The 18,153-nt window shown below is 67.3% G+C and carries 15 protein-coding genes; 3 read left to right on the top strand and 12 right to left on the bottom strand.

Annotation, left to right across the window (positions count from 1 at the left end):
* Nucleotides 1–70: 70 nt before the first annotated feature.
* From ilvC to ilvB, 3 genes are read right to left on the bottom strand one after another with little or no spacing between them, the layout of a single operon-like run.
* Nucleotides 71–1,087 (bottom strand): ketol-acid reductoisomerase, encoded by a 1,017-nt coding sequence (ilvC, locus tag C8E02_RS15840; RefSeq protein WP_047968083.1) that lies wholly within the window; start codon nucleotides 1,085–1,087, stop codon nucleotides 71–73.
* A gap of 51 nt (nucleotides 1,088–1,138) precedes the next feature.
* Nucleotides 1,139–1,630 carry an acetolactate synthase small subunit gene (gene ilvN / locus C8E02_RS15835; protein WP_047968082.1) on the bottom strand — a complete coding sequence of 164 codons (492 nt, stop codon included), beginning with the start codon at nucleotides 1,628–1,630 and terminating at the stop codon, nucleotides 1,139–1,141.
* Between the two features lie 9 nt (nucleotides 1,631–1,639).
* A complete protein-coding gene (gene ilvB, locus C8E02_RS15830) occupies nucleotides 1,640–3,406 on the bottom strand; it encodes a biosynthetic-type acetolactate synthase large subunit (RefSeq protein WP_047968081.1) in 1,767 nt (588 codons plus the stop codon).
* A gap of 234 nt (nucleotides 3,407–3,640) precedes the next feature.
* On the opposite strand from ilvB, the gene C8E02_RS15825 reads away from it, so the two are divergent.
* Complete coding sequence (locus tag C8E02_RS15825; RefSeq protein ID WP_120812389.1) at nucleotides 3,641–4,159, top strand: RDD family protein; 519 nt, start codon at nucleotides 3,641–3,643, stop codon at nucleotides 4,157–4,159.
* A 79-nt stretch (nucleotides 4,160–4,238) separates the two neighbouring features.
* Here C8E02_RS15825 and nagE read toward each other — a convergent pair whose 3' ends face one another.
* The 6 genes from nagE to yedA form a co-directional block, all read right to left on the bottom strand.
* Nucleotides 4,239–5,891, bottom strand: coding sequence for an N-acetylglucosamine-specific PTS transporter subunit IIBC (gene nagE / locus C8E02_RS15820; RefSeq protein ID WP_120812386.1), 1,653 nt, complete (start codon nucleotides 5,889–5,891; stop codon nucleotides 4,239–4,241).
* Between the two features lie 79 nt (nucleotides 5,892–5,970).
* Nucleotides 5,971–8,475: a phosphoenolpyruvate--protein phosphotransferase gene (gene ptsP, locus C8E02_RS15815; protein ID WP_120812383.1), complete on the bottom strand. Its 2,505-nt coding sequence runs from the start codon at nucleotides 8,473–8,475 to the stop codon at nucleotides 5,971–5,973.
* 119 nt (nucleotides 8,476–8,594) lie between these two features.
* Nucleotides 8,595–9,617 (bottom strand): SIS domain-containing protein, encoded by a 1,023-nt coding sequence (locus C8E02_RS15810; RefSeq protein WP_245961178.1) that lies wholly within the window; start codon nucleotides 9,615–9,617, stop codon nucleotides 8,595–8,597.
* Nucleotides 9,598–10,716 (bottom strand): N-acetylglucosamine-6-phosphate deacetylase, encoded by a 1,119-nt coding sequence (nagA, locus tag C8E02_RS15805; protein ID WP_120812377.1) that lies wholly within the window; start codon nucleotides 10,714–10,716, stop codon nucleotides 9,598–9,600. Before nagA ends, C8E02_RS15810 begins: the two co-directional genes overlap by 20 nt.
* Nucleotides 10,713–11,447: a GntR family transcriptional regulator gene (locus tag C8E02_RS15800; protein ID WP_120812374.1), complete on the bottom strand. Its 735-nt coding sequence runs from the start codon at nucleotides 11,445–11,447 to the stop codon at nucleotides 10,713–10,715. Before C8E02_RS15800 ends, nagA begins: the two co-directional genes overlap by 4 nt.
* A 496-nt stretch (nucleotides 11,448–11,943) precedes the next feature.
* The gene (yedA, locus tag C8E02_RS15795; RefSeq protein ID WP_120812371.1) at nucleotides 11,944–12,816 is read right to left on the bottom strand and encodes a drug/metabolite exporter YedA; all 873 of its coding nucleotides are present in this window, start codon (nucleotides 12,814–12,816) and stop codon (nucleotides 11,944–11,946) included.
* 255 nt (nucleotides 12,817–13,071) lie between these two features.
* Between yedA and C8E02_RS15790 the strand changes: the two genes are divergently transcribed.
* Together C8E02_RS15790 and C8E02_RS17765 are read left to right on the top strand one after the other, a co-directional pair.
* Entirely contained in the window at nucleotides 13,072–13,614 is a 543-nt protein-coding gene (locus C8E02_RS15790) for a PAS domain-containing protein (protein ID WP_047968340.1), read from the top strand.
* Nucleotides 13,611–15,053 (top strand): methyl-accepting chemotaxis protein, encoded by a 1,443-nt coding sequence (locus C8E02_RS17765; protein ID WP_120812369.1) that lies wholly within the window; start codon nucleotides 13,611–13,613, stop codon nucleotides 15,051–15,053. The genes C8E02_RS15790 and C8E02_RS17765 overlap by 4 nt, the downstream gene beginning before the upstream one ends.
* A gap of 145 nt (nucleotides 15,054–15,198) precedes the next feature.
* On the opposite strand, the gene C8E02_RS15780 is transcribed toward C8E02_RS17765, so the two are convergent.
* From C8E02_RS15780 to tolQ, 3 genes are all read right to left on the bottom strand, one after another.
* On the bottom strand, nucleotides 15,199–16,578 hold the full coding sequence (locus tag C8E02_RS15780; protein WP_120812577.1) for a class II fumarate hydratase: 1,380 nt from the start codon (nucleotides 16,576–16,578) through the stop codon (nucleotides 15,199–15,201).
* Between the two features lie 159 nt (nucleotides 16,579–16,737).
* Complete coding sequence (locus C8E02_RS15775; RefSeq protein WP_120812366.1) at nucleotides 16,738–17,361, bottom strand: glutathione S-transferase family protein; 624 nt, start codon at nucleotides 17,359–17,361, stop codon at nucleotides 16,738–16,740.
* Nucleotides 17,362–17,480: 119 nt separating this feature from the next.
* On the bottom strand, nucleotides 17,481–18,149 hold the full coding sequence (tolQ, locus tag C8E02_RS15770; RefSeq protein WP_120812364.1) for a protein TolQ: 669 nt from the start codon (nucleotides 18,147–18,149) through the stop codon (nucleotides 17,481–17,483).
* Nucleotides 18,150–18,153: the final 4 nt, after the last annotated feature.

The raw sequence follows: 18,153 nt of genomic DNA, 5'->3' as shown, positions 1-18,153 counted from the left end.
CCGCGCGGGATGCAGGCAAAGAAAAAGCCGGGCAGCTGCCCGGCTTGACACTGACCGCGAGGCGGCAGGCTTAGTTCTTGGACTGGTCAACCAGCTTGTTCTTGGCGATCCAAGGCATCATCGCGCGCAGTTCGGCACCGACTTTTTCGATCGGATGATCGGCGGTCAGGCGACGACGGGCAGTCATGCTCGGATAGTTGGTCTTGCCTTCCAGGATGAACATCTTGGCGTATTCACCGGACTGGATGCGGTACAGCGCTTTTTTCATCGCTTCCTTGGTGGCGGAGGTCACCACTTCCGGGCCGGTCACGTACTCGCCATACTCCGCGTTGTTGGAGATGGAGTAGTTCATGTTGGCGATGCCGCCTTCGTACATCAGGTCCACGATCAGCTTCAGCTCGTGCAGGCACTCGAAGTAGGCCATTTCCGGTGCATAACCGGCTTCGGTCAGGGTTTCGAAACCGGCTTTCACCAGTTCTACCGCGCCGCCGCACAGTACCGCCTGTTCGCCGAACAGGTCGGTTTCGGTTTCTTCGCGGAAGTTGGTCTCGATCACGCCGCCCTTGGTGCCGCCGTTGGCCGCAGCGTAGGACAGGGCCACGTCACGGGCCTTGCCGGACTTGTCCTGGTACACGGCGATCAGGGTCGGCACGCCGCCGCCCTTCACGTACTCGGAACGCACGGTGTGACCCGGGCCTTTCGGGGCCACCATGATCACGTCCAGGTCTTCGCGCGGCACGATCTGGTTGTAGTGCACGTTGAAGCCGTGCGCGAAGGCCAGGGTGGCACCCTTCTTGATGTTCGGGGCGATTTCGCTGTGGTACACGTCAGGCTGCGATTCGTCCGGCAGCAGGATCATCACCAGATCCGCCTTCTTCACGGCATCGGCGACTTCTTTCACTTTGTGACCGGCCGCTTCGGCCTTTTTCCACGATGCGCCGTCCTTGCGCAGGCCCACCACCACATCCACGCCGGAATCCTTCAGGTTCTGCGCGTGCGCATGACCCTGGGAGCCGTAACCGATGATGGCAACTTTCTGGTCCTTGATGATGGAAAGATCAGCGTCTTTGTCGTAGAAAACTTTCATTGTCTTATGTCCCTAGTTTGTTCTAGGGCAGCTGATGGCCGCCCCGGTGATTCAGATCTTCAAAATACGTTCGCCGCGACCAATTCCGGATGCACCGGTACGCACCGTTTCCAGGATCACTGAACGGTCGATCGCCTCGATAAAGGCGCCCAGCTTTTCGCTCGTACCGGTGAGCTCGATGGTGTAGGTCTTTTCCGTCACGTCGATGATGCGACCACGGAAGATGTCAGCCATCCGCTTCATTTCTTCCCGATCCTTGCCGGTGGCACGGACCTTGATCAACATCATCTCGCGTTCGATATGGTCGGACTCGTTGAGGTCAATCACCTTGACCACCTCGATCAGCTTGTTGAGCTGCTTGGTGATCTGTTCGATGACTTCGTCGGACCCGTGGGTGACGATGGTCATCCGTGACAGTGTCGGGTCTTCGGTAGTCGACACCGTCAATGAATCGATATTGTAAGCGCGTGCGGAGAAAAGTCCCACTACTCGCGACAGCGCGCCCGCTTCGTTTTCCAGCAAAATCGAAAGTATATGTCTCATGCCACTGCCTTAGCACATGTTGCCGTAGTCACGGTTGTTCTCGAAAGGAGCAATCTGCAGCTCGCGCATATGCGGCGGCAGATCCATCTGGTCCAGACCCTTGCCGTTCTGGATCATCGGGAACACGTTTTCGGACTGGTCGGTACGGAAGTCCATGAACACCAGACGCTCTTTCAATGCCGGGCTGAATGCTTCACGCAAGGCACCCTCGACATCGGCCGGGTTCTCGATCTTCATGCCGACGTGGCCGTAGGCCTCGGCGATGCCGACGAAATCCGGTAGCGCATCCATATAGGACTCGGCGTAACGCGTGCCGTAGAAGAACTCCTGCCACTGGCGCACCATGCCCAGGTAGCGGTTGTTCAGCGCAATCACCTTCACCGGCGTGTGGTACTGCTTGGCGGTGGACAGCTCCTGGATGTTCATCTGGATCGAGCCTTCGCCGGTAATGCAGGCCACCTGTGCATTCGGGTTGGCCAGCTGCGCGCCGATGGCGGCCGGCAGGCCAAAACCCATGGTACCCAAACCGCCGGAGTTCAGCCATTGTTTCGGGCGCTTGAACGGGTAGTACTGCGCCGCCCACATCTGGTGCTGGCCGACGTCGGAGGTGATGATGGCGTCGCCGCCGGTGATCTCGTACAGCTTCTGCACCACCGACTGCGGCTTGATGAACTCGGTCGACGGGGTGTACAGCAGGCTGTTGTAGCTGCGCCATTGCTCGATCTGCTTCCACCAGCCGGCGAGGTTGGCCGCATCCGGGCGCTGCCCGTTCTGCTTCATCAGGTCGATCAGGTCGCGCAGCACGTGTTTCACGTCGCCGACGATGGGCACGTCCACCTTCACGCGCTTGGCGATGGAGGACGGGTCGATGTCGATGTGCACGATCTTCTTCGGCTGCGCCAGGAAGTGCGACGGCACGCTGATCACGCGGTCGTCGAAACGGGCGCCGACGGCGATCAGCACGTCACAGTACTGCATCGCCATATTGGCTTCGTAGGTACCGTGCATGCCGAGCATGCCCAGACACTGGCGGTCGTCGCCGGGATAGGCGCCCAGGCCCATCAGCGTATTGGTACACGGCAGGCCCAACATGCGCACCAGCTCAGTCACTTCGGCCGAGGCATTGCCCTGCACGGCGCCGCCACCGATGTAGATGTACGGGCGCTTGGCTTCGGCCAGCAGGCTGGCGGCCTTCTTGATCTGGCCAGGATGGCCACGGGTGACCGGCACGTAGGAGCGGATGCTCACGCTTTCCGGGTAGTGGAATTCGGCCAGCTGCTGGGTCACGTCTTTCGGGATGTCCACCACCACCGGACCGGGACGACCGGTAGCGGCGATGTAGAACGCCTTCTTGATGGTGGTGGCCAGCTCGTTGATGTCCTTGACCAGGAAGTTGTGCTTCACGCACGGACGGGTGATACCGACCATGTCCACTTCCTGGAACGCGTCGAGGCCGATGGCCGGCGTCGACACCTGGCCGGAGATCACCACCATCGGCACCGAGTCCATGTAGGCGGTGGCAATGCCGGTCACCGCATTGGTGGCACCCGGGCCGGAGGTGACCAGCGCCACGCCGACCTTGTCACAGGAGCGCGAGTAGGCATCCGCGGCGTGCACCGCGGCCTGCTCGTGGCGCACCAGCACATGCTTGAACTCTTGCTGCCTGAAAATTGCATCATATATCTCAAGTACCGCGCCGCCGGGGTAGCCGAAAACGAATTCGACTCCTTCTGCCTGCAAGCTGCGCACCAGGATTTCCGCGCCCGATATCTGCATCTTTGCCTCTTTGATTGCTGAGTAGTTGTTTTATGTCCCGTAGTGAATGAACTTAGCTTAAGTTTGAAATAGCGGTCAAGCGCTTTTGTGCAGGTGCAAAAAAGCGCCAAAAACATTCAAAAACAGCCACTTTTGCAGGGTAGGCGACACGGGACGGCTTTGATACCATGTCTGGTTGCTTGCGGCGGTTTTACCGCCGCCGCCCTTTCACTCCCTCATTATTATTTTCACGGCATGAATCAACATTTCACCCACCCCGGATTGCTGCGCCGACTGGCCAGCCTGTGCTACGAAGCTTTGCTGCTGGGTGCCGTGCTGCTGGTCGCGGCCGCGCTGTTCACCCCGCTGGTGGTGTGGAGCGGCAACGCGCGCTGGATGAGCGTGCTGATGCAGCTGTTCCTGGCGCTGGTGATGTTCGGCTACTTCGGCTATTGCTGGACGCGCGGCGGGCAGACGCTGGCGATGAAGCCGTGGCGGCTGCAGCTGACGCTGGCGGATGGCGGCGCGCTGCGCTGGCCGCACGCGGCGATGCGCTTCGTGGTGGCGCTGGTGCTGTACCTGGGCGTGCCGGCGCTGGCCTACACCGCGTGGCAGCCGCTGTTCGAATCGCGGCAGCATGCACTGGCGGTGGCCTTGCTGTGGGACGCCCTGCCGGTGCTGTGGGCGCTGATCGACAACGACAAGCAGTTCCTGCACGACCGCCTCGCCGGCACCCGCCTGCGCCTGCTGCCGCCACTGGCGCGCAAACGCTGAGCCGATAAGCGCAAAAAAGCCGCCAGACTATACGGTCTGGCGGCTTTTTCCTTGCCCGGCGCACACGGGCGGCGAACGCTTACACCTGCAGCGCGGCCGCGTAGCGCGGCGCGTCCGCACCCAGCACCAGGTGCAGCAGGTTGCCCGGCAGCGGCATCACCCCGGCGACGCCCAGCGCGCTCAGCTGTGCACTATCGACGCGGCTGGCGTCGGCCAGCTCCACCCGCAGCCGGCTGCCGGCCACCAGTGCCACCGCCTTGACGTTGGCCGCGCCGCCCAGCGCCGCCAGCCACTGCGCACGGTCGATATCGTTGTCGTCCGCCGTTACCACGCCGTTCGCCAGCGCGCTGCGGATCTCGTCGGCGACGATTTCCGCCTCCGGCCCCAGCACCACCTGCACGCTGCCGGCGGCCGGGCGGATCAGCCCGCGCGAGCCCAGCGCCTTCAGCGCCGCCTCGTCCACCAGCTCGTTGCGGCCCACCTGCAGGCGCAGGCGCGTGGTGCAGGCATCCACCGATTTGAGATTGGCGCCGCCACCCAGCGCGGTGATGAAGCCTGCGGCGCGCGCACTGCCCTTGCGGCCAACGTTGGCCGCAAGCGTGGTGCTGCTGGCCGGCTCGCGACCCAGCGTCAGCAGGTTGTACTTGCGGATGAAGAAGCTGAACACGCCGTAGTAGACGGCAAAGTAGGCCACGCCCACCGGCAGCATCAGCAGCGGGTTCTGCCCCTTGCCCGCCGACAGCGCGTAGTCGAACAGGCCGGCGGAGAAGGTGAAGCCGAGGCGGATGTCCAGCGCGTGCATCAGCGCCATCGACAGCCCGGTCAGCACCGCGTGGATGGCGTACAGCAGCGGCGCCAGGAACATGAAGGCGAACTCCACCGGCTCGGTGACGCCGGTCAGCGCCGCGGTCAGCGCCATCGACAGCAGGATGCCGCCGACCGCCTGCTTGTTTTCCGGCAGCGCGGCGCGGTACATCGCCAGGCACGCCGCCGGCAGGCCGAACATCATCACCGGGAAAAAGCCGGCCATGAATTGCCCGGCGCCCGGATCACCGGCGAAGAAGCGGTTGAGATCGCCGGTGGCCACCTTGCCGGCAATCGCCGGGTCGGGGAAGCTGCCGAACACGAACCACACCAGCGAATTGAGGATGTGGTGCAGGCCGGTGACGATCAGCAGGCGGTTGAGCACGCCGTAGATGAACAGCCCGATCTCGCCGGCGTTGATCAGCCAGTGGCCGACGCTGTCGATGCCGTGCTGCACCGGCGGCCACACCTGGCCCAGCACCACGCCGGCCAGCAACATGGCGAAACCGGTGGCGATCGGCACGAAGCGCTTGCCGCCGAAGAAGGCGAGGTAGGACGGCAGCGCGATGTCCTTGTAGCGGTTGTACAGCAGGCCGGCGCTGATGCCGGCGGTGATGCCGGCCAGCACGCCCATATTGATCTTGGCGTCGATCACCTTCAGCACCGCGGTCAGCACCAGGTAGCCGATGGCGCCGGCCAGACCGGCGGTGCCGTTGTTGTCGCGGGCGAAACCGACCGCCACGCCGATGGCGAACAGCAGCGCCAGGTTGGCGAAGATGGCATCGCCGGCCTGCGCCATCACCGCGATATTCAACAGGTCGGGCTGCCCCAGCCGCAACAGCAGGCCGGCCACCGGCAGCACCGCGATCGGCAGCATCAGCGCGCGACCCAGCTGCTGGATACCGGCAAATTTGCTCGTAGTATTCACTGTGTTCTCCTCTGCCTCGTTTATGAATCAGTCGTGGCGGCGAGGCCCGCCACGCTGTGTTGTGTTCTGCGTGTGCGCCTCAGTGCTGGCCGGTATCCGCCAGCTGCAACAGCGCGCGCACCGCCTGCGGCGAGCTTTGCTGCAGCAGCGCCTGTGCCTGTTCGCGGCACTGCGCCAGCTGCAGCTGGCGGACGCAGGCCTTCACCTCCGGCACCAGCGCCGGGCTGACAGACAGCTCGGTGACGCCCAGGCCCAGCAGTACCGGCACCGCCGCCAGATCCGACGCCATCGCGCCGCAGACGCCGACCCAACGCCCGTGCTGGCGCGCGCCGCGCACCGTCATCTCGATCAGGCGCAGCACCGCCGGATGCAGCGGATCCAGCCGCGCCGCCAGCGCCGGGCTGCAGCGGTCCATCGCCAGCGTGTACTGCGTCAGGTCATTGGTGCCGATGGACAGGAAGTCGGCGTGGGCGGCCAGCTGCTCGGCCAGCAGCGCCGCGGACGGCACTTCGATCATCACCCCCAGCTGCGGCCGCTCGCTCAGCCCCATCTCGCGCGCCAGCTCGTCGATGCGGGTACGCACCTGCTGCAGCTCGGACAGGTCGGTAATCATCGGAAGCAGGATGCGCAGCCGCGACAGCGGTGTGAGCGACAACAGCGCGCGCAGCTGGCTGTCCAGCACCGCCGGCATCGCCAGCCCGGTGCGGATGCCGCGCAGGCCCAGCGCCGGGTTGTCTTCCGGCGGCAGCGGCAGGTAGGGCACCTCCTTGTCACCACCGGCGTCGAGGGTACGGATGATGGCCGTGCGGCCGTCCAGCGCGTCCAGCACCGCCTGGCAGGCGGCACGCTGCTCGGCTTCGTCCGGGGCGTCGCTGCGGTGGGCAAACAGGAATTCGGTGCGCAGCAGGCCGACGCCGTCGGCACCGTGGCGCACCGCCGCCGCGGCCTCGGCCGCGTTGACGATGTTGGCGGCGACCTCGATGGCCACGCCGTCCAGCGTGTGCGCCGGGGCGGCGGCGTGCCGGCGCAGGCTGTCGCGCCGCGCCTCGCGCCCTGCGATCTGCTGGTGCGCGGCGGCAAGGTTGGCCGCAGTCAGCGCCGGGTCGAGCCAGCCGTCGCCGGCGTCCAGCCACACCGTGCTGCCGGCGGCCAGTGCCAGCACCGCGTCGCCGGCGGCGACCAGCGACGGGATCGCCAGCGCGCGGCAGAGGATGGCGACGTGGTTGCTGGCGCCGCCACGGGCCAGCACCAGCGCGGCGAGACGTTCGCGCGGCAGCCGCGTCAGTTGCGACGGCGTCAGGTCGTCGGCGACCACCACCGCCTGCGGCGGCAGCTCGGCCAGCTCCGGCACCTCGCCCAGCAGCGCGCTGATGACGCGGCGCTCCAGATCCTTCAGATCGGCGACGCGCTCGGCCAGCAGCGCATTGCCCAGCGCCAGCAGCACCTCGCTCTGCTGCCGGATGGCGCGGCGGTAGGCAAACGCCGCGCTGCAGCCGTCACGCACGAAACCCTCCGCCGCCTGCTGCAGCTGCGGGTCGTCCAGCAGGGCCAGATGGGCGCCGAAAATCTCGCTCTCGGCGTGTGCACCGCGCGCCTCGGCCTGCGCCACGTCCTCTGCCACCGCCTGCTGCACCTGGGCCAGCGCCCGCGTCAGTGCCGCCAGCTCCTGCTCAATGCCGTGGCCGCGCTCGTCGAGCACCCGCTCCTGCTGTGCCAGCAACACCACGGTGCCGACCGCCATCCCCGGCGCGGCGCAGACGCCGCCGAGCTTGCCGTCGCTACGGGCCGCCGGCGCCGTGACCGCAGCCGCCACCGGCACGTGACCGGCCGCGGTGGCGGTCTGAAGCGCCGCCAGCATCGCCGCCAGCGCCTCCGCCGCCTGCGCGCCGCCGGCGTGCACGGTGACGCGATCGCCCTCACCCACGCCCAGCGTCATCAGCGCGGTAACGCTGCGGGCGTTGGCGCGCTGGCCGTTGAATTCGATGTCCAGCTGCGCGTCGAAACGGCGCGCCACGCCCTGCAGCAAGGCGCTGGGGCGCGCGTGCAGGCCGCCCTCGTGCGCCACCCGCGCGCTGTCGCTGCAGGCCGGCGCGGCGGCCGGCGCGGACGCCTGATCCACCCCGTTGGCGCGGATGGTCAGCAGACCGGCGGCACCGGCCTGCACCGGGCCGCTGGCACAGTCGGACAGCGTCATCGCGTCGCTGTTGCTGACCACGATCACGGTCAGCAGCGACGGCGCGCGGCGGGCGATGGCGTCGATGTCAAACTCGATCAAGGGTTGGCCGCAGACCACCTGCGCGCCCGTGGCCACCAGCGGCGTGAAGCCGGCACCGCCCAGCTTCACGGTGTCGATGCCGATGTGCAGCAGCACCTCGGCGCCATTGGCCGCGCGCAGGGTCAGTGCGTGGCCGGTGGCGGACAGCTGGATGATGTCGCCGGCGCACGGCGCCAGCAGCGTGGTCGACAGCGGCTCGATGGCGAGGCCGGCGCCCATCATGCCGCCGGCAAACACCGGGTCCGGCACGGCAGACAGGGGGAGCGCAAGGCCGCTCAACGGTGCGGCCAACGTGATGGTTGCGGACATGGGATGCCTCCGTTTTCTGGTGTTGCGGGTGCGGCTTTCCCCAGCCGTACGCGCAGTCGTGCTTGTGTGTGTTGTTCTTGTGAGGATTGTGGCGGCGTGGTGCCGCCGGCAGCGACGCTTTAGAGCGTGCAGGTCACCTTGTTCAGATGCCGCGGCTCATCCGGGTTCAGCCCGCGCGCTTCGGACAGGCGCGCCGCCATCAGGTAGAAGCTCTGGATCGCCAGCAGCGGGTCCAGCGCCGTGTCGCCCGCCACCGCCAGCGTCAGGTCGCGGCTGGCGACATCCGCCGGCGCCGCCAGCAGCACGCGGGCGCCACGGCCGCGCATCTCATCGGCCAGCACGATCAGGCCGGCCTGTTCCGGGCCGCGCGGCGCGTACACCAGCAGCGGGTAGCCGGTGTCGATCAGCGCCATCGGGCCGTGCTTGATCTCGGCGCCGGAGAAGGCCTCCGCCTGGATGGCGCAGGTTTCCTTGAATTTCAGCGCCGATTCCAGCGCCACGGCAAAGCCGAGGCCGCGGCCCACCACCATGATGCGCTCGGCGCGCTGCAGCACCTCGATCGCCGGCGACCAGTCCTGGCGCGTTGCCTGCTGCAGCGCGTCCGGCAACTCGGCCAGCGCCGCCAACAGCGCTTCGTCCTGCTGCCAGTGCGCCACCAGCCGGGCGACGGCGGACAGCGAGGCGATATAGCTCTTGGTGGCGGCGACGCTTTTCTCGGTGCCGGCGCACAGCGGCAGCGACCACTCGCAGGCGGCGGCCAGCGGCGAATCCGGCTGGTTGACCAGTGCCACGGTGCGGGCGCCGGCGGCGGACAGCGCGCTCATGGTGTCGACCAGGTCCGGGCTGCGACCGGACTGCGACAGCGCCACCGCCAGCTGGTTTTTCACCTGCAGCGGCGCGTGGTGCAGGGTGAGCAGCGACATCGGCAGCGACACCACCGGGGTGCCGGTGCGCTGCATCGCTAGGTAGGCGAAATAGTTGGCCGCATGGTCGGAACTGCCGCGCGCCACGGTCAGCGCCAGCTGCGGCGGCGCCTTGGCCAGCTCCCGTGCCAGTACCGCCAGCCCCTCGTCGGCGTACATGTGTTGGGCGGCGACCGCTTCGGCGGCAAACAGGGCTTCTTCAAGCATTAGCGAGCTCAAGGCACTCTCCTTCTACGAAAACTTGTTGCACCGCCAGTTGCGGGTCCATCACCACGATGTCGGCCCAGGCGCCGGCTTCCAGCCGGCCGCGATCGGTCACGCCCAGGTAGTCGGCCGGGTACAGCGACAGCCGGTTACTGGCCTGCGCCAGCGGCAGGCCGATCTGCACCAGGTTGCGCAGTGCCTGATCCATGGTCAGGGTGCTGCCGGCCAGGGTGCCGTCGGCGAGGCGCACGCCACCCATGCACTTGGTCACGGTGTGGGAGCCGAGCTGGTATTCGCCGTCCGGCATGCCGGCGGCGGCGGTGGAATCGGTCACGCAGTACAGCCGCGGGATCGCGCGCAGCGCAGCGTGCATCGCGCCGGGGTGCACGTGCAGCAGGTCGGGGATCAGCTCGGCGTATTCGGCGTGCGCCAGCGCGGCGCCGACCATGCCCGGCGCGCGGTGGTGCAGCCCGGTCATGGCGTTGAACAGGTGGGTGAAGCCGCTGGCGCCCTGTTGCAGCGCGGCCACGCCGTCTTCGTAACTCCCCAGGCTGTGGCCGATCTGCACGCGGATGCCGTCTGCGCTCAGGCGGCGGATCACCTCGTGGTGGCCGGCGATTTCCGGTGCCAGCGTCAGCACCTTCAGCGGCGCCAGCGACCGGTAGTAGTCGATCTCCGCCATCACCGCCGCCACCGCGTCGTCCGGCTGCGCGCCCAGCTTGCCGGGGTTGATGTAGGGGCCTTCCAGGTGCACGCCCAGCACGCGGGCGCTGCCGGTGGCGCGCACGGTGCTGTGCTGTCCCAGCGCCGCCAGCACCCGTTCCAGCTCGGCGCGCGGCGCGGTCATGGTGGTGGCCAGCAGCGAAGTGGTGCCGAAGCGGGCGTGGGTGCGGCCAACGTGGCTGACGGCACTGCCGCCCTGCATGATGTCCACCCCGCCGCCGCCGTGGACGTGCAGGTCGATGAAGCCGGGCAGCAGGTAGCGCGCCGGCTCGCCGGCACCGGCCAGGCGGCCGTCGATGGCGGCGATGCGGCCGTTGTCATCCAGATGCAGCTCGCCATCCAGCCAGCCGGCGGTAGTCAGCATCCGTCCCTGCAGTACCCGTGTAGTCATCGTCTCAGCTCAGCGACAAAGTCGTAGTAATCGTTGCGACACCAGGTGTCGGTCAGCTCGATGGCCACGTTGTCGGCGGTATAACCGATACGGGTCATCAGCAACATCGCCTCGCCGGGCTTGATGCCGGCGACGGCGGCAATCTCGGCGCCGGCATTCACCGCGCGGATGTGCTGCAGCGCGCGGACCACCGAATGCCCCAGCCCGTCGAGGTGCGCGTACAGCGAACTGCCCACCGCCTGCGGATCGGGCAGGTAGGCCAGCGGCAGCGTGGTCTGCTCGATCGCCATCACCACGCCGTCCGCCAGCCGCTGCCGTTTCAGCCGCACCACCTGCGCGGTCGGCGACAGGCCCAGCTTGATCACCTCGTCGTGTGTCGGGGCGCCGACACTGCGCTCCAGCCACAGCGACGACGGCTCGAAGCCCTTCATGCGCAGCATCTCGGTAAAGCCGGTCAGTCGCGACAGCGGCTGCTCCAGCCGCGGGGTGATGAAGGTGCCGGAGCCCTGGCGGCGGCGGATCAGCCCCTGCTCCAGCAGCACGTCCAGCGCCTTGCGGGCGGTGACGCGCGAGATCGCCAGCTCGTCGGAGAAGGTACGTTCCGACGGCAGCGCCTCGTCTGCCTGCCACCAGCCGGCGTTGATGGCGTCGGCCAGCTTGCGGGCGAACTGCAGGTACAGCGGCGTGCTCTGCGCCTCGTCTGGTTTCAGTGCCTGCCAGCGTTCATCCATGGCGAAATCCTCAAGTGGTCTTGGAAAGGCATCAGTTTACGTGTTGGCCGCCTGCCGTCCCAGCCGCTCAGTTACCGCAAAATTAATACCACTACCCAACCACGTCAATACCAGTTGTAGACCAGTTAATCGAAATACCAACGCTGCAATGCAGCATTCGTGGCGTGAATTCGCATCGAAAAACGCCGGGCCGCGCCAGCATTGGCGTTGCGGGGTGTCGGCGCGATGACGCAACTGGTATTAACAAGGTATCAAAAACGCAACACAGTGACAGCAGGGGGCTGCGGCCAAGGTTGGCCGCATCGGATGTGGTATCCGCGGCGCGGATTCCACACCGGGACGACCACAGCAAGACCACGCGGTAAACGTTGGGCATCGCGACGCTCAAGCACAAGCTGCGTGCTTAATCACAGCACACAAGAAAAAACCGCCCTCGCGGGCGGTTCGATGTGGCGGCAGCTAGCCCGGATAAGCGCAGCGCATCCGGAAACGCCGGCTAACGCGGCGACTTCTTCCAGCCGATCAGCCCCACGCCGGCCAGGATGATGGTCATCGACAGCAGCTCGGCGGGGCCGATGTGTTCGCCCAGCAGGCCGACCCCCAGCAACACCGCAATCACCGGATTGACGTAGGCATAGCTGGTGGCGGCCGCGGCGCTGACGTGCTGCAGCAGGAACATGTAGGCGGTGTAGGCGATCAGCGAGCCGAAAACGGCCAGGTACAGCATCGCCAGCCAGCCGGACAGCGGCGGCAGCGCCAGCAGCTGCTCGCCGCTGGCGAAACTGCCCAGCAGCAGCGCGATGCCGCCGGTGAGCATCATCATCGCGCTGGACATCAGCCCCTTGGGCTGGGTCAGATGCTTGCTCCACGCCGAGCCCAGCGCCCAGCCGGCCGAGGCGAACAGCAGCGCGGCGGCGCCGGCCGGCGACGCCTGCAGGTTGCTGCCCATGTTCAGCACCACGATGCCGACAATGCCCAGCAGCACGCCGGCCAGCTCCATCTTGCGCGGGCGGTGGCCGAACAGGCGCGCGAACAGGATGGCGAACAGCGGCACGGTGGCCACCACCAGCGCCGCCACGCCGGAGGACACCTCTTTCTGCGCCAGCGTCACGAAGCCGTTGCCGATGGCCGGCATCAGGATGCCGAGCAGGGTGGCGCCCTTCAGCTCCGCCAGCGTGGGATTGGCCGCACCGCGCCAGCGCAGGAAGCAGTACATCAGCGTGCCGGCCAGCACGAAGCGCACCCCGGCCATCAGGAACGGCGGCCACGACGTCACGGCGATGTGGATGGCAAAGTAGGTGGAACCCCAGATCAGGTACAGGGCAAGGAAGGCGGCGAGCAGTTTCAGCTGGTGCGAAGTCAGGTTCATGGCGGTCTACCGGTTGGGCTGCCAACAATGCCTTTCGCATCGCGGCGGCACAAGGGGCAAATGCCGAAAAGGCTGTTCTTGCCGCGGCATGGCCTTGATTTATAACGATATTGTCATAATCAGCAACAAACTGTTGCAACTATGCCAAGCAAACAAGCGGCAAGGTTGACGCAGGACAAGCGCTTGCCCGCTGGCCACTTGCCACGAGCGGTGGCGCCGTATAGTGGCGCCGACCCATTTTGCAAGAGGCGCACCATGAGCCCATCCTCCCGCCTATCCGGTGGACGAGAAATCCAGCTGGCCCCCGACGATCTGATCATCACCAAGACCGATCCTTCCGGCCACATCAGCTACGCCAACCGCACCTTCATGCGCATCGCCGGCTATGCCGAGCACGAGCTGCTGGGCAAGCCGCACAACCTGATCCGCCACCCCGACATGCCCCGCGGCGTGTACCGCCTGCTGTGGCAGACGCTGCAGGCGGGGCAGGAATTCTTCGGCCTGGTGAAAAACTACACCGCGCAGGGCGACTACTACTGGGTGTTCGCCAACATCACCCCCGACTACACCGCGCAGCGCACACTGGCCGGCTACTACTCGGTACGGCGCCAGCCGACGCGCGCCGGCATCGCCGCGGTCACCCCGCTGTACCAGCAGATGTGCGCGATCGAGGCACAGGCCGGCAAGGCGGCGGCGCCGGACGCGTCGATGCAGTGGCTGCTGGCGCAACTGGCCGCCAAACAAGTCAGCTACCAGCAGTTCGTGCTGGCGCTGGAACAACCGGGAGCCGCGACATGAAACAACGCCGCAAATGGCCGCCACTGCTGCGCACGCAGATGGGCTACTGGCTGCTCGCCTCCAACCTGCTGACCCTGGCCTACGTGGCCGGCAGCTTCTTCCTCGACGATACGCTGCGCCTGGCGCTGGGCGCGCTGCTGGTCGTCGGCGGTAGCGCGCTGGCGCTGTACCTGTGGCATAGCAGCGGCCGCATCTTCCGCCTGCTGGACACCCTGCACCTGCAGCTGGGCCTCGCCTGCAAGGGCGAGCTGCACCACCGCGCCACCGACACCCGCAACCTGGGCGAGGTCGGGCTGGTGGCGTGGGAGCTGAACGACTTCCTCGACCAGATCGAGACCTACTTCAAGGAGGTCAACACCTGCTTTGCCCGCGTCAGCGCCGGCGACTACAGCCGCCGCCCGCTGAGCAAGGGCCTGCCCGGGGTGCTGGCCAGCTCGCTGCAGGCGATGGACACCGCCATCCAGGCGATGCAGGACAACGACAGCTTCGTGCGCCGCAACCGGCTGTCGTCGCAGCTGGCAGCGCTGAGCAACCCGCACCTGCGCAGCAACCTCGCCAGCAGCCAGCAGGATCTCGGCGCCATCAGCGCGGCGATGGCCGACGTTGGCCGCATCACCCGCGACACCGCCAGCGGCGCGCGCGACAGCCTGCACAGCGCCGAGCAGCTGTCCACCCAGCTGGACACCATCGTCGGCAGCGTCGGCAGCATGAACGAGGCCAGCAGCGCGCTGGCCGGCGAATGGCAGGGCATCGAAAGCTCGCTGGCGGCGATCTCCGACATCGCCGACCAGACCAACCTGCTGGCGTTGAATGCGGCGATCGAGGCGGCGCGCGCCGGCGAGACCGGGCGCGGCTTTGCCGTGGTCGCCGACGAGGTGCGCAAGCTGGCCGAGCGCAGCAAGGACACCGCCAACCGCGTGCAGCACATCCTCGCCACCCTCTCCAGCCGCATCGGCCACATGCAGGCGCGCGCCGGCGAGGCCGGCAGTGTCGCCGGCCACGTCAAGGAATCGGTGGAATCGTTCCGCCAGCGCTTCGCCAGCCTCGCCGGCCAGTCCGACCAGGTGCTGGCGCAGGTGCTCAGCGTGCGCAACAAGTCGCACCTGTCGCTGCAGAAGATCGGCCACGTGATGTACAAGCAGCAGGCCTACAACGCGCTGGAGGAAGGCAAGCCGCTGGGCGAGCACCACGACGGCCTCGACCTGGGCGCGCTGGACAGCGGCACGCAGCAGGCCGAGCTGCAGCGGCTGGCGGAACAGATCCGCCGCCACGGCAGCAGTGCCATCAGCGCCGCGGCCACCGGCGGCGCGCTGGAGGAGGCGCGCATCGTCGCCGACATGCGCGAGCTGGAGCGGCACAGCGATGCGCTGCTGGCGCTGTTCGACCGCCTCGCCGACAGCGCCCCCGCCACCGGCAGCACCGCGGCCGGCGGACGCTAAGCGGCGGTCTTCACCGGGCAAGCCTGCGCGCGACACGGCGCACACGGCCAAGCAAGCCGTGCTGGCACGTCGTGCAGGCGTGCTGAACAGCGCACACCTGCACGCCGCAGATACTCGACGACGGCGGCCAACGTTGGCCGCAGCGTCACAGCCCGCCGCGGGTCAGCTTGGCCGGGTCCAGCAACCGCGCCAGCTCGTCGCGGTCGAGACCGGTGTTTTCGGCGGCGACATCGATGATGGCACGGCCCTCGCGGTAGGCCTGCTTGGCGATCTCGGCGGCGCGGGCGTAGCCGATCACCGGATTCAGCGCGGTGACCAGGATCGGGTTGCGCGCCAGCGCCTGCTGCAGCCGCGACTCGTTGACGCTGAAACCGGCGATGGCCTTGTCCGCCAGCAGCCGCGACACATTGGCCAGCAGCGCGATGCTGCTCAGCAGGTTGCTGGCGATCAGCGGCAGCATCACGTTGAGCTCGAAATTGCCGGACTGCCCCGCCACCGCAATCGCTGCATCCAGCCCGATCACCTGCGCCGCCACCATGCAGGTCGCCTCCGGGATCACCGGGTTGACCTTGCCCGGCATGATGGACGAGCCCGGCTGCAGCGCCTCCAGCTCGATCTCGCCCAGCCCGGCCAGCGGCCCGGAATTCATCCAGCGCAGGTCGTTGGCGATCTTCATCAGCGACACCGCGGTGGTGCGCAGCTGGCCGGACAGCGCCACCGCGGTGTCCTGCGCCCCCATCGCCGCGAAATAGTCCGGCGCCGGCACGAACGCCAACCCGGTCAGCGCCTGCAGTTCCTGGCAGAAACGGGCGGCGAAGCGCGGGTCGGCGTTGATGCCGGTGCCGACCGCGGTGCCGCCCTGCGCCAGCTGCAGCAGGCTGGGCCGCAGCTGCTGCAGGTGGCCAACGTTGGCCGCAATCTGCTGCGCCCAGCCGTTCAGGCTCTGGCCGAGGCGTACCGGCATCGCGTCCATCAGGTGGGTGCGGCCGGTCTTGATGTGGTGATCGACCTGCTGCGCCTTGGCCTGCGTGGTCTGTTGCAGGTGCTGCAAGGCCGGCAGCAGCTGCTCGCGCAGCGCCAGCGCCGCCGCGATGTGGATGGCGCTGGGGATGGTATCGTTGCTGCTCTGTGCGCAGTTGACGTGGTCGTTGGCGCTCACCGCGCTGCCCAGCGCGCGGCTGGCGAGGGTGGCGATCACCTCGTTGGCGTTCATGTTGCTGCTGGTGCCGGAGCCGGTCTGGTACACGTCCAGCGGAAAGTGCGTCATCAGCGCCGCGTCGTCCAGCAGCTGGCGGCAGGCGGCGGCGATGGCGTCGCCCTGCGCCGCCGTCAGCTGCCCCAGCGCGACATTGGCGCGCGCCGCCGCCAACTTGGCCAGCAGCAGCGCGCGAATGAAGCCTTCCGGCAGGCGCTGGCCGCTGACCGGAAAATTCTGCACCGCACGCTGGGTCTGCGCGCCGTAGAGGGCGTCGGCCGGCACCGCCAGCTCGCCCATGCTGTCCCGTTCCATCCGTACTGCGCTCATCATCGTTCTCCTGCCGGTTGCCTGCGGCCGCCTGCCGCTTGCTTCACTGTAGACCCTGCGCGCCACTGCGCTGCCCAGGCTGTGAGGGCATGAAAAAAGCCGACGCGGGGCGTCGGCTTTGGCTCGGGGCGGGCAGGAGTGACACCGCGGCCCGTGCGCTCAGGGCATGCCGTTCCTGCCGTGCAGCAGGTAGCCCGGCCGCTGGCTCAGCCGCTCGTAATAGGCCGCCACCGCCGGCAGCGGCGGATGCGCGAGCGGGGTGGCAAACCAGCGGTGTACCGACAGCCCGATGGCGATGTCGGCGAGCGAAAACGCGTCGCCGCTGACGTAGGCCCCGGTGCGGTCCAGCTGTCGCTCGAGGATGGCCATATGCCGCGACCACGTGCTGCACGCCTGCGCCAGCGCGGCGCTATCCTGGTGTTGCGGCGAATGCCGAACCAGCGACATGAAGGCATAGCTCCACGAGTTGTTGAGATCCGTGGCCTGCCAGTCCAGCCATTGGTCCACCCTGGCCCTGGCCTGCGCTGGCGTCGGATAGAACGACTCGCCGCCGTAGCGGGACGCCAGGTAGCGGATGATGGTATTGGATTCCCACAGCACAAAATCGTCGTCCCTGATCACCGGCACCATGGCGTTGGGATTCAGCGCCATGAATTCAGGACTGTGCGTCGAGCGGAAGCCGGCGCCCCAGTCCTCGCGCTCGAATGCGATGTCCAGCTCGGCGCAGGTCCAGAGGACCTTGCGCACATTGATCGACGATGCCCTACCGAGTATCTGCAGCATTGCGTGTCCTTAGCGTTGGTGGCCGGGCGCCGGCTGGCGCCGGCCGTACGGCTTGTTGCGGGGGAAATCTGCGGCAGCTTGGCCATGCGCCACGGCACGGCGGCGGCCGGCACGCCGCGTCAGCGTGCGGCCAACCTTTGCAGGATATTGGAAAACTCTTCCATGAAGGAATCGAAACGGCCGGCGAGGCGGTCGACGTCGGCGGCGAAGCGGTTGTAGGCCACCACCGCCGGGATCGCCGCGAACAGGCCGATGGCGGTGGCGATCAGCGCCTCGGCGATGCCCGGCGCCACCGTGGCCAGCGTGGCCTGGCCGGCGTTACCCAGGCCGATGAAGGCGTGCATGATGCCCCACACCGTGCCGAACAGGCCGATATAGGGGCTGACCGAGCCGACGGTGGCGAGGAAGCTGTTGTGGTGGTCCAGCGCGTCCAGCTCGCGCTGCGCGGCGGCGCGCATCGCGCGGCGGGCGCCGTCCAGCTGCTCGGAATTGTCGACACCGCCCTGGCGCCGCAGCTTGATGAACTCGGCAAAACCGGCCTGGAACAGCTTCTCCACCCCGGTGGAGCGGTGATGCTGGCGGGTGTCCTCGTACAGGCGGTTGAGGTCGATGCCGCTCCAGAACTGCTGCTCGAAGTCCTGGGTGGCGAGGCGGGCGCGGCGCAGTACCGCCAGCTTGTTGAAGATGATGCCCCACGACAGCAGGGACAGCACCACCAGCCCCGCCATCACCAGCTGCACCGGCAGGCTGGCATGGAGGATAAGACCAATGACCGAAAGTTCTTGCACGATG

This window comes from Vogesella indigofera, assembly GCF_003633895.1.
In the GTDB taxonomy this organism is placed as follows: domain Bacteria; phylum Pseudomonadota; class Gammaproteobacteria; order Burkholderiales; family Chromobacteriaceae; genus Vogesella; species Vogesella indigofera.
Note: the sequence above shows the minus strand (reverse complement) of the source record. Positions and strands in the feature narration are given on the sequence as shown.

Excerpts from the sequence above, each read along its gene's own strand:
- C8E02_RS15790 (WP_047968340.1), top strand. The coding sequence starts at position 13,072 with ATGAGCCCATCCTCCCGCCTATCCGGTGGACGAGAAATCCAGCTGGCC.
- C8E02_RS15800 (WP_120812374.1), bottom strand. The coding sequence starts at position 11,447 with ATGGATGAACGCTGGCAGGCACTGAAACCAGACGAGGCGCAGAGCACG.
- ilvN (WP_047968082.1), bottom strand. The coding sequence starts at position 1,630 with ATGAGACATATACTTTCGATTTTGCTGGAAAACGAAGCGGGCGCGCTG.
- C8E02_RS15780 (WP_120812577.1), bottom strand. The coding sequence starts at position 16,578 with ATGAGCGCAGTACGGATGGAACGGGACAGCATGGGCGAGCTGGCGGTG.
- ilvC (WP_047968083.1), bottom strand. The coding sequence starts at position 1,087 with ATGAAAGTTTTCTACGACAAAGACGCTGATCTTTCCATCATCAAGGAC.
- yedA (WP_120812371.1), bottom strand. The coding sequence starts at position 12,816 with ATGAACCTGACTTCGCACCAGCTGAAACTGCTCGCCGCCTTCCTTGCC.
- C8E02_RS15775 (WP_120812366.1), bottom strand. The coding sequence starts at position 17,361 with ATGCTGCAGATACTCGGTAGGGCATCGTCGATCAATGTGCGCAAGGTC.
- ptsP (WP_120812383.1), bottom strand. The coding sequence starts at position 8,475 with ATGTCCGCAACCATCACGTTGGCCGCACCGTTGAGCGGCCTTGCGCTC.
- nagA (WP_120812377.1), bottom strand. The coding sequence starts at position 10,716 with ATGACTACACGGGTACTGCAGGGACGGATGCTGACTACCGCCGGCTGG.
- C8E02_RS15825 (WP_120812389.1), top strand. The coding sequence starts at position 3,641 with ATGAATCAACATTTCACCCACCCCGGATTGCTGCGCCGACTGGCCAGC.
- ilvB (WP_047968081.1), bottom strand. The coding sequence starts at position 3,406 with ATGCAGATATCGGGCGCGGAAATCCTGGTGCGCAGCTTGCAGGCAGAA.
- C8E02_RS17765 (WP_120812369.1), top strand. The coding sequence starts at position 13,611 with ATGAAACAACGCCGCAAATGGCCGCCACTGCTGCGCACGCAGATGGGC.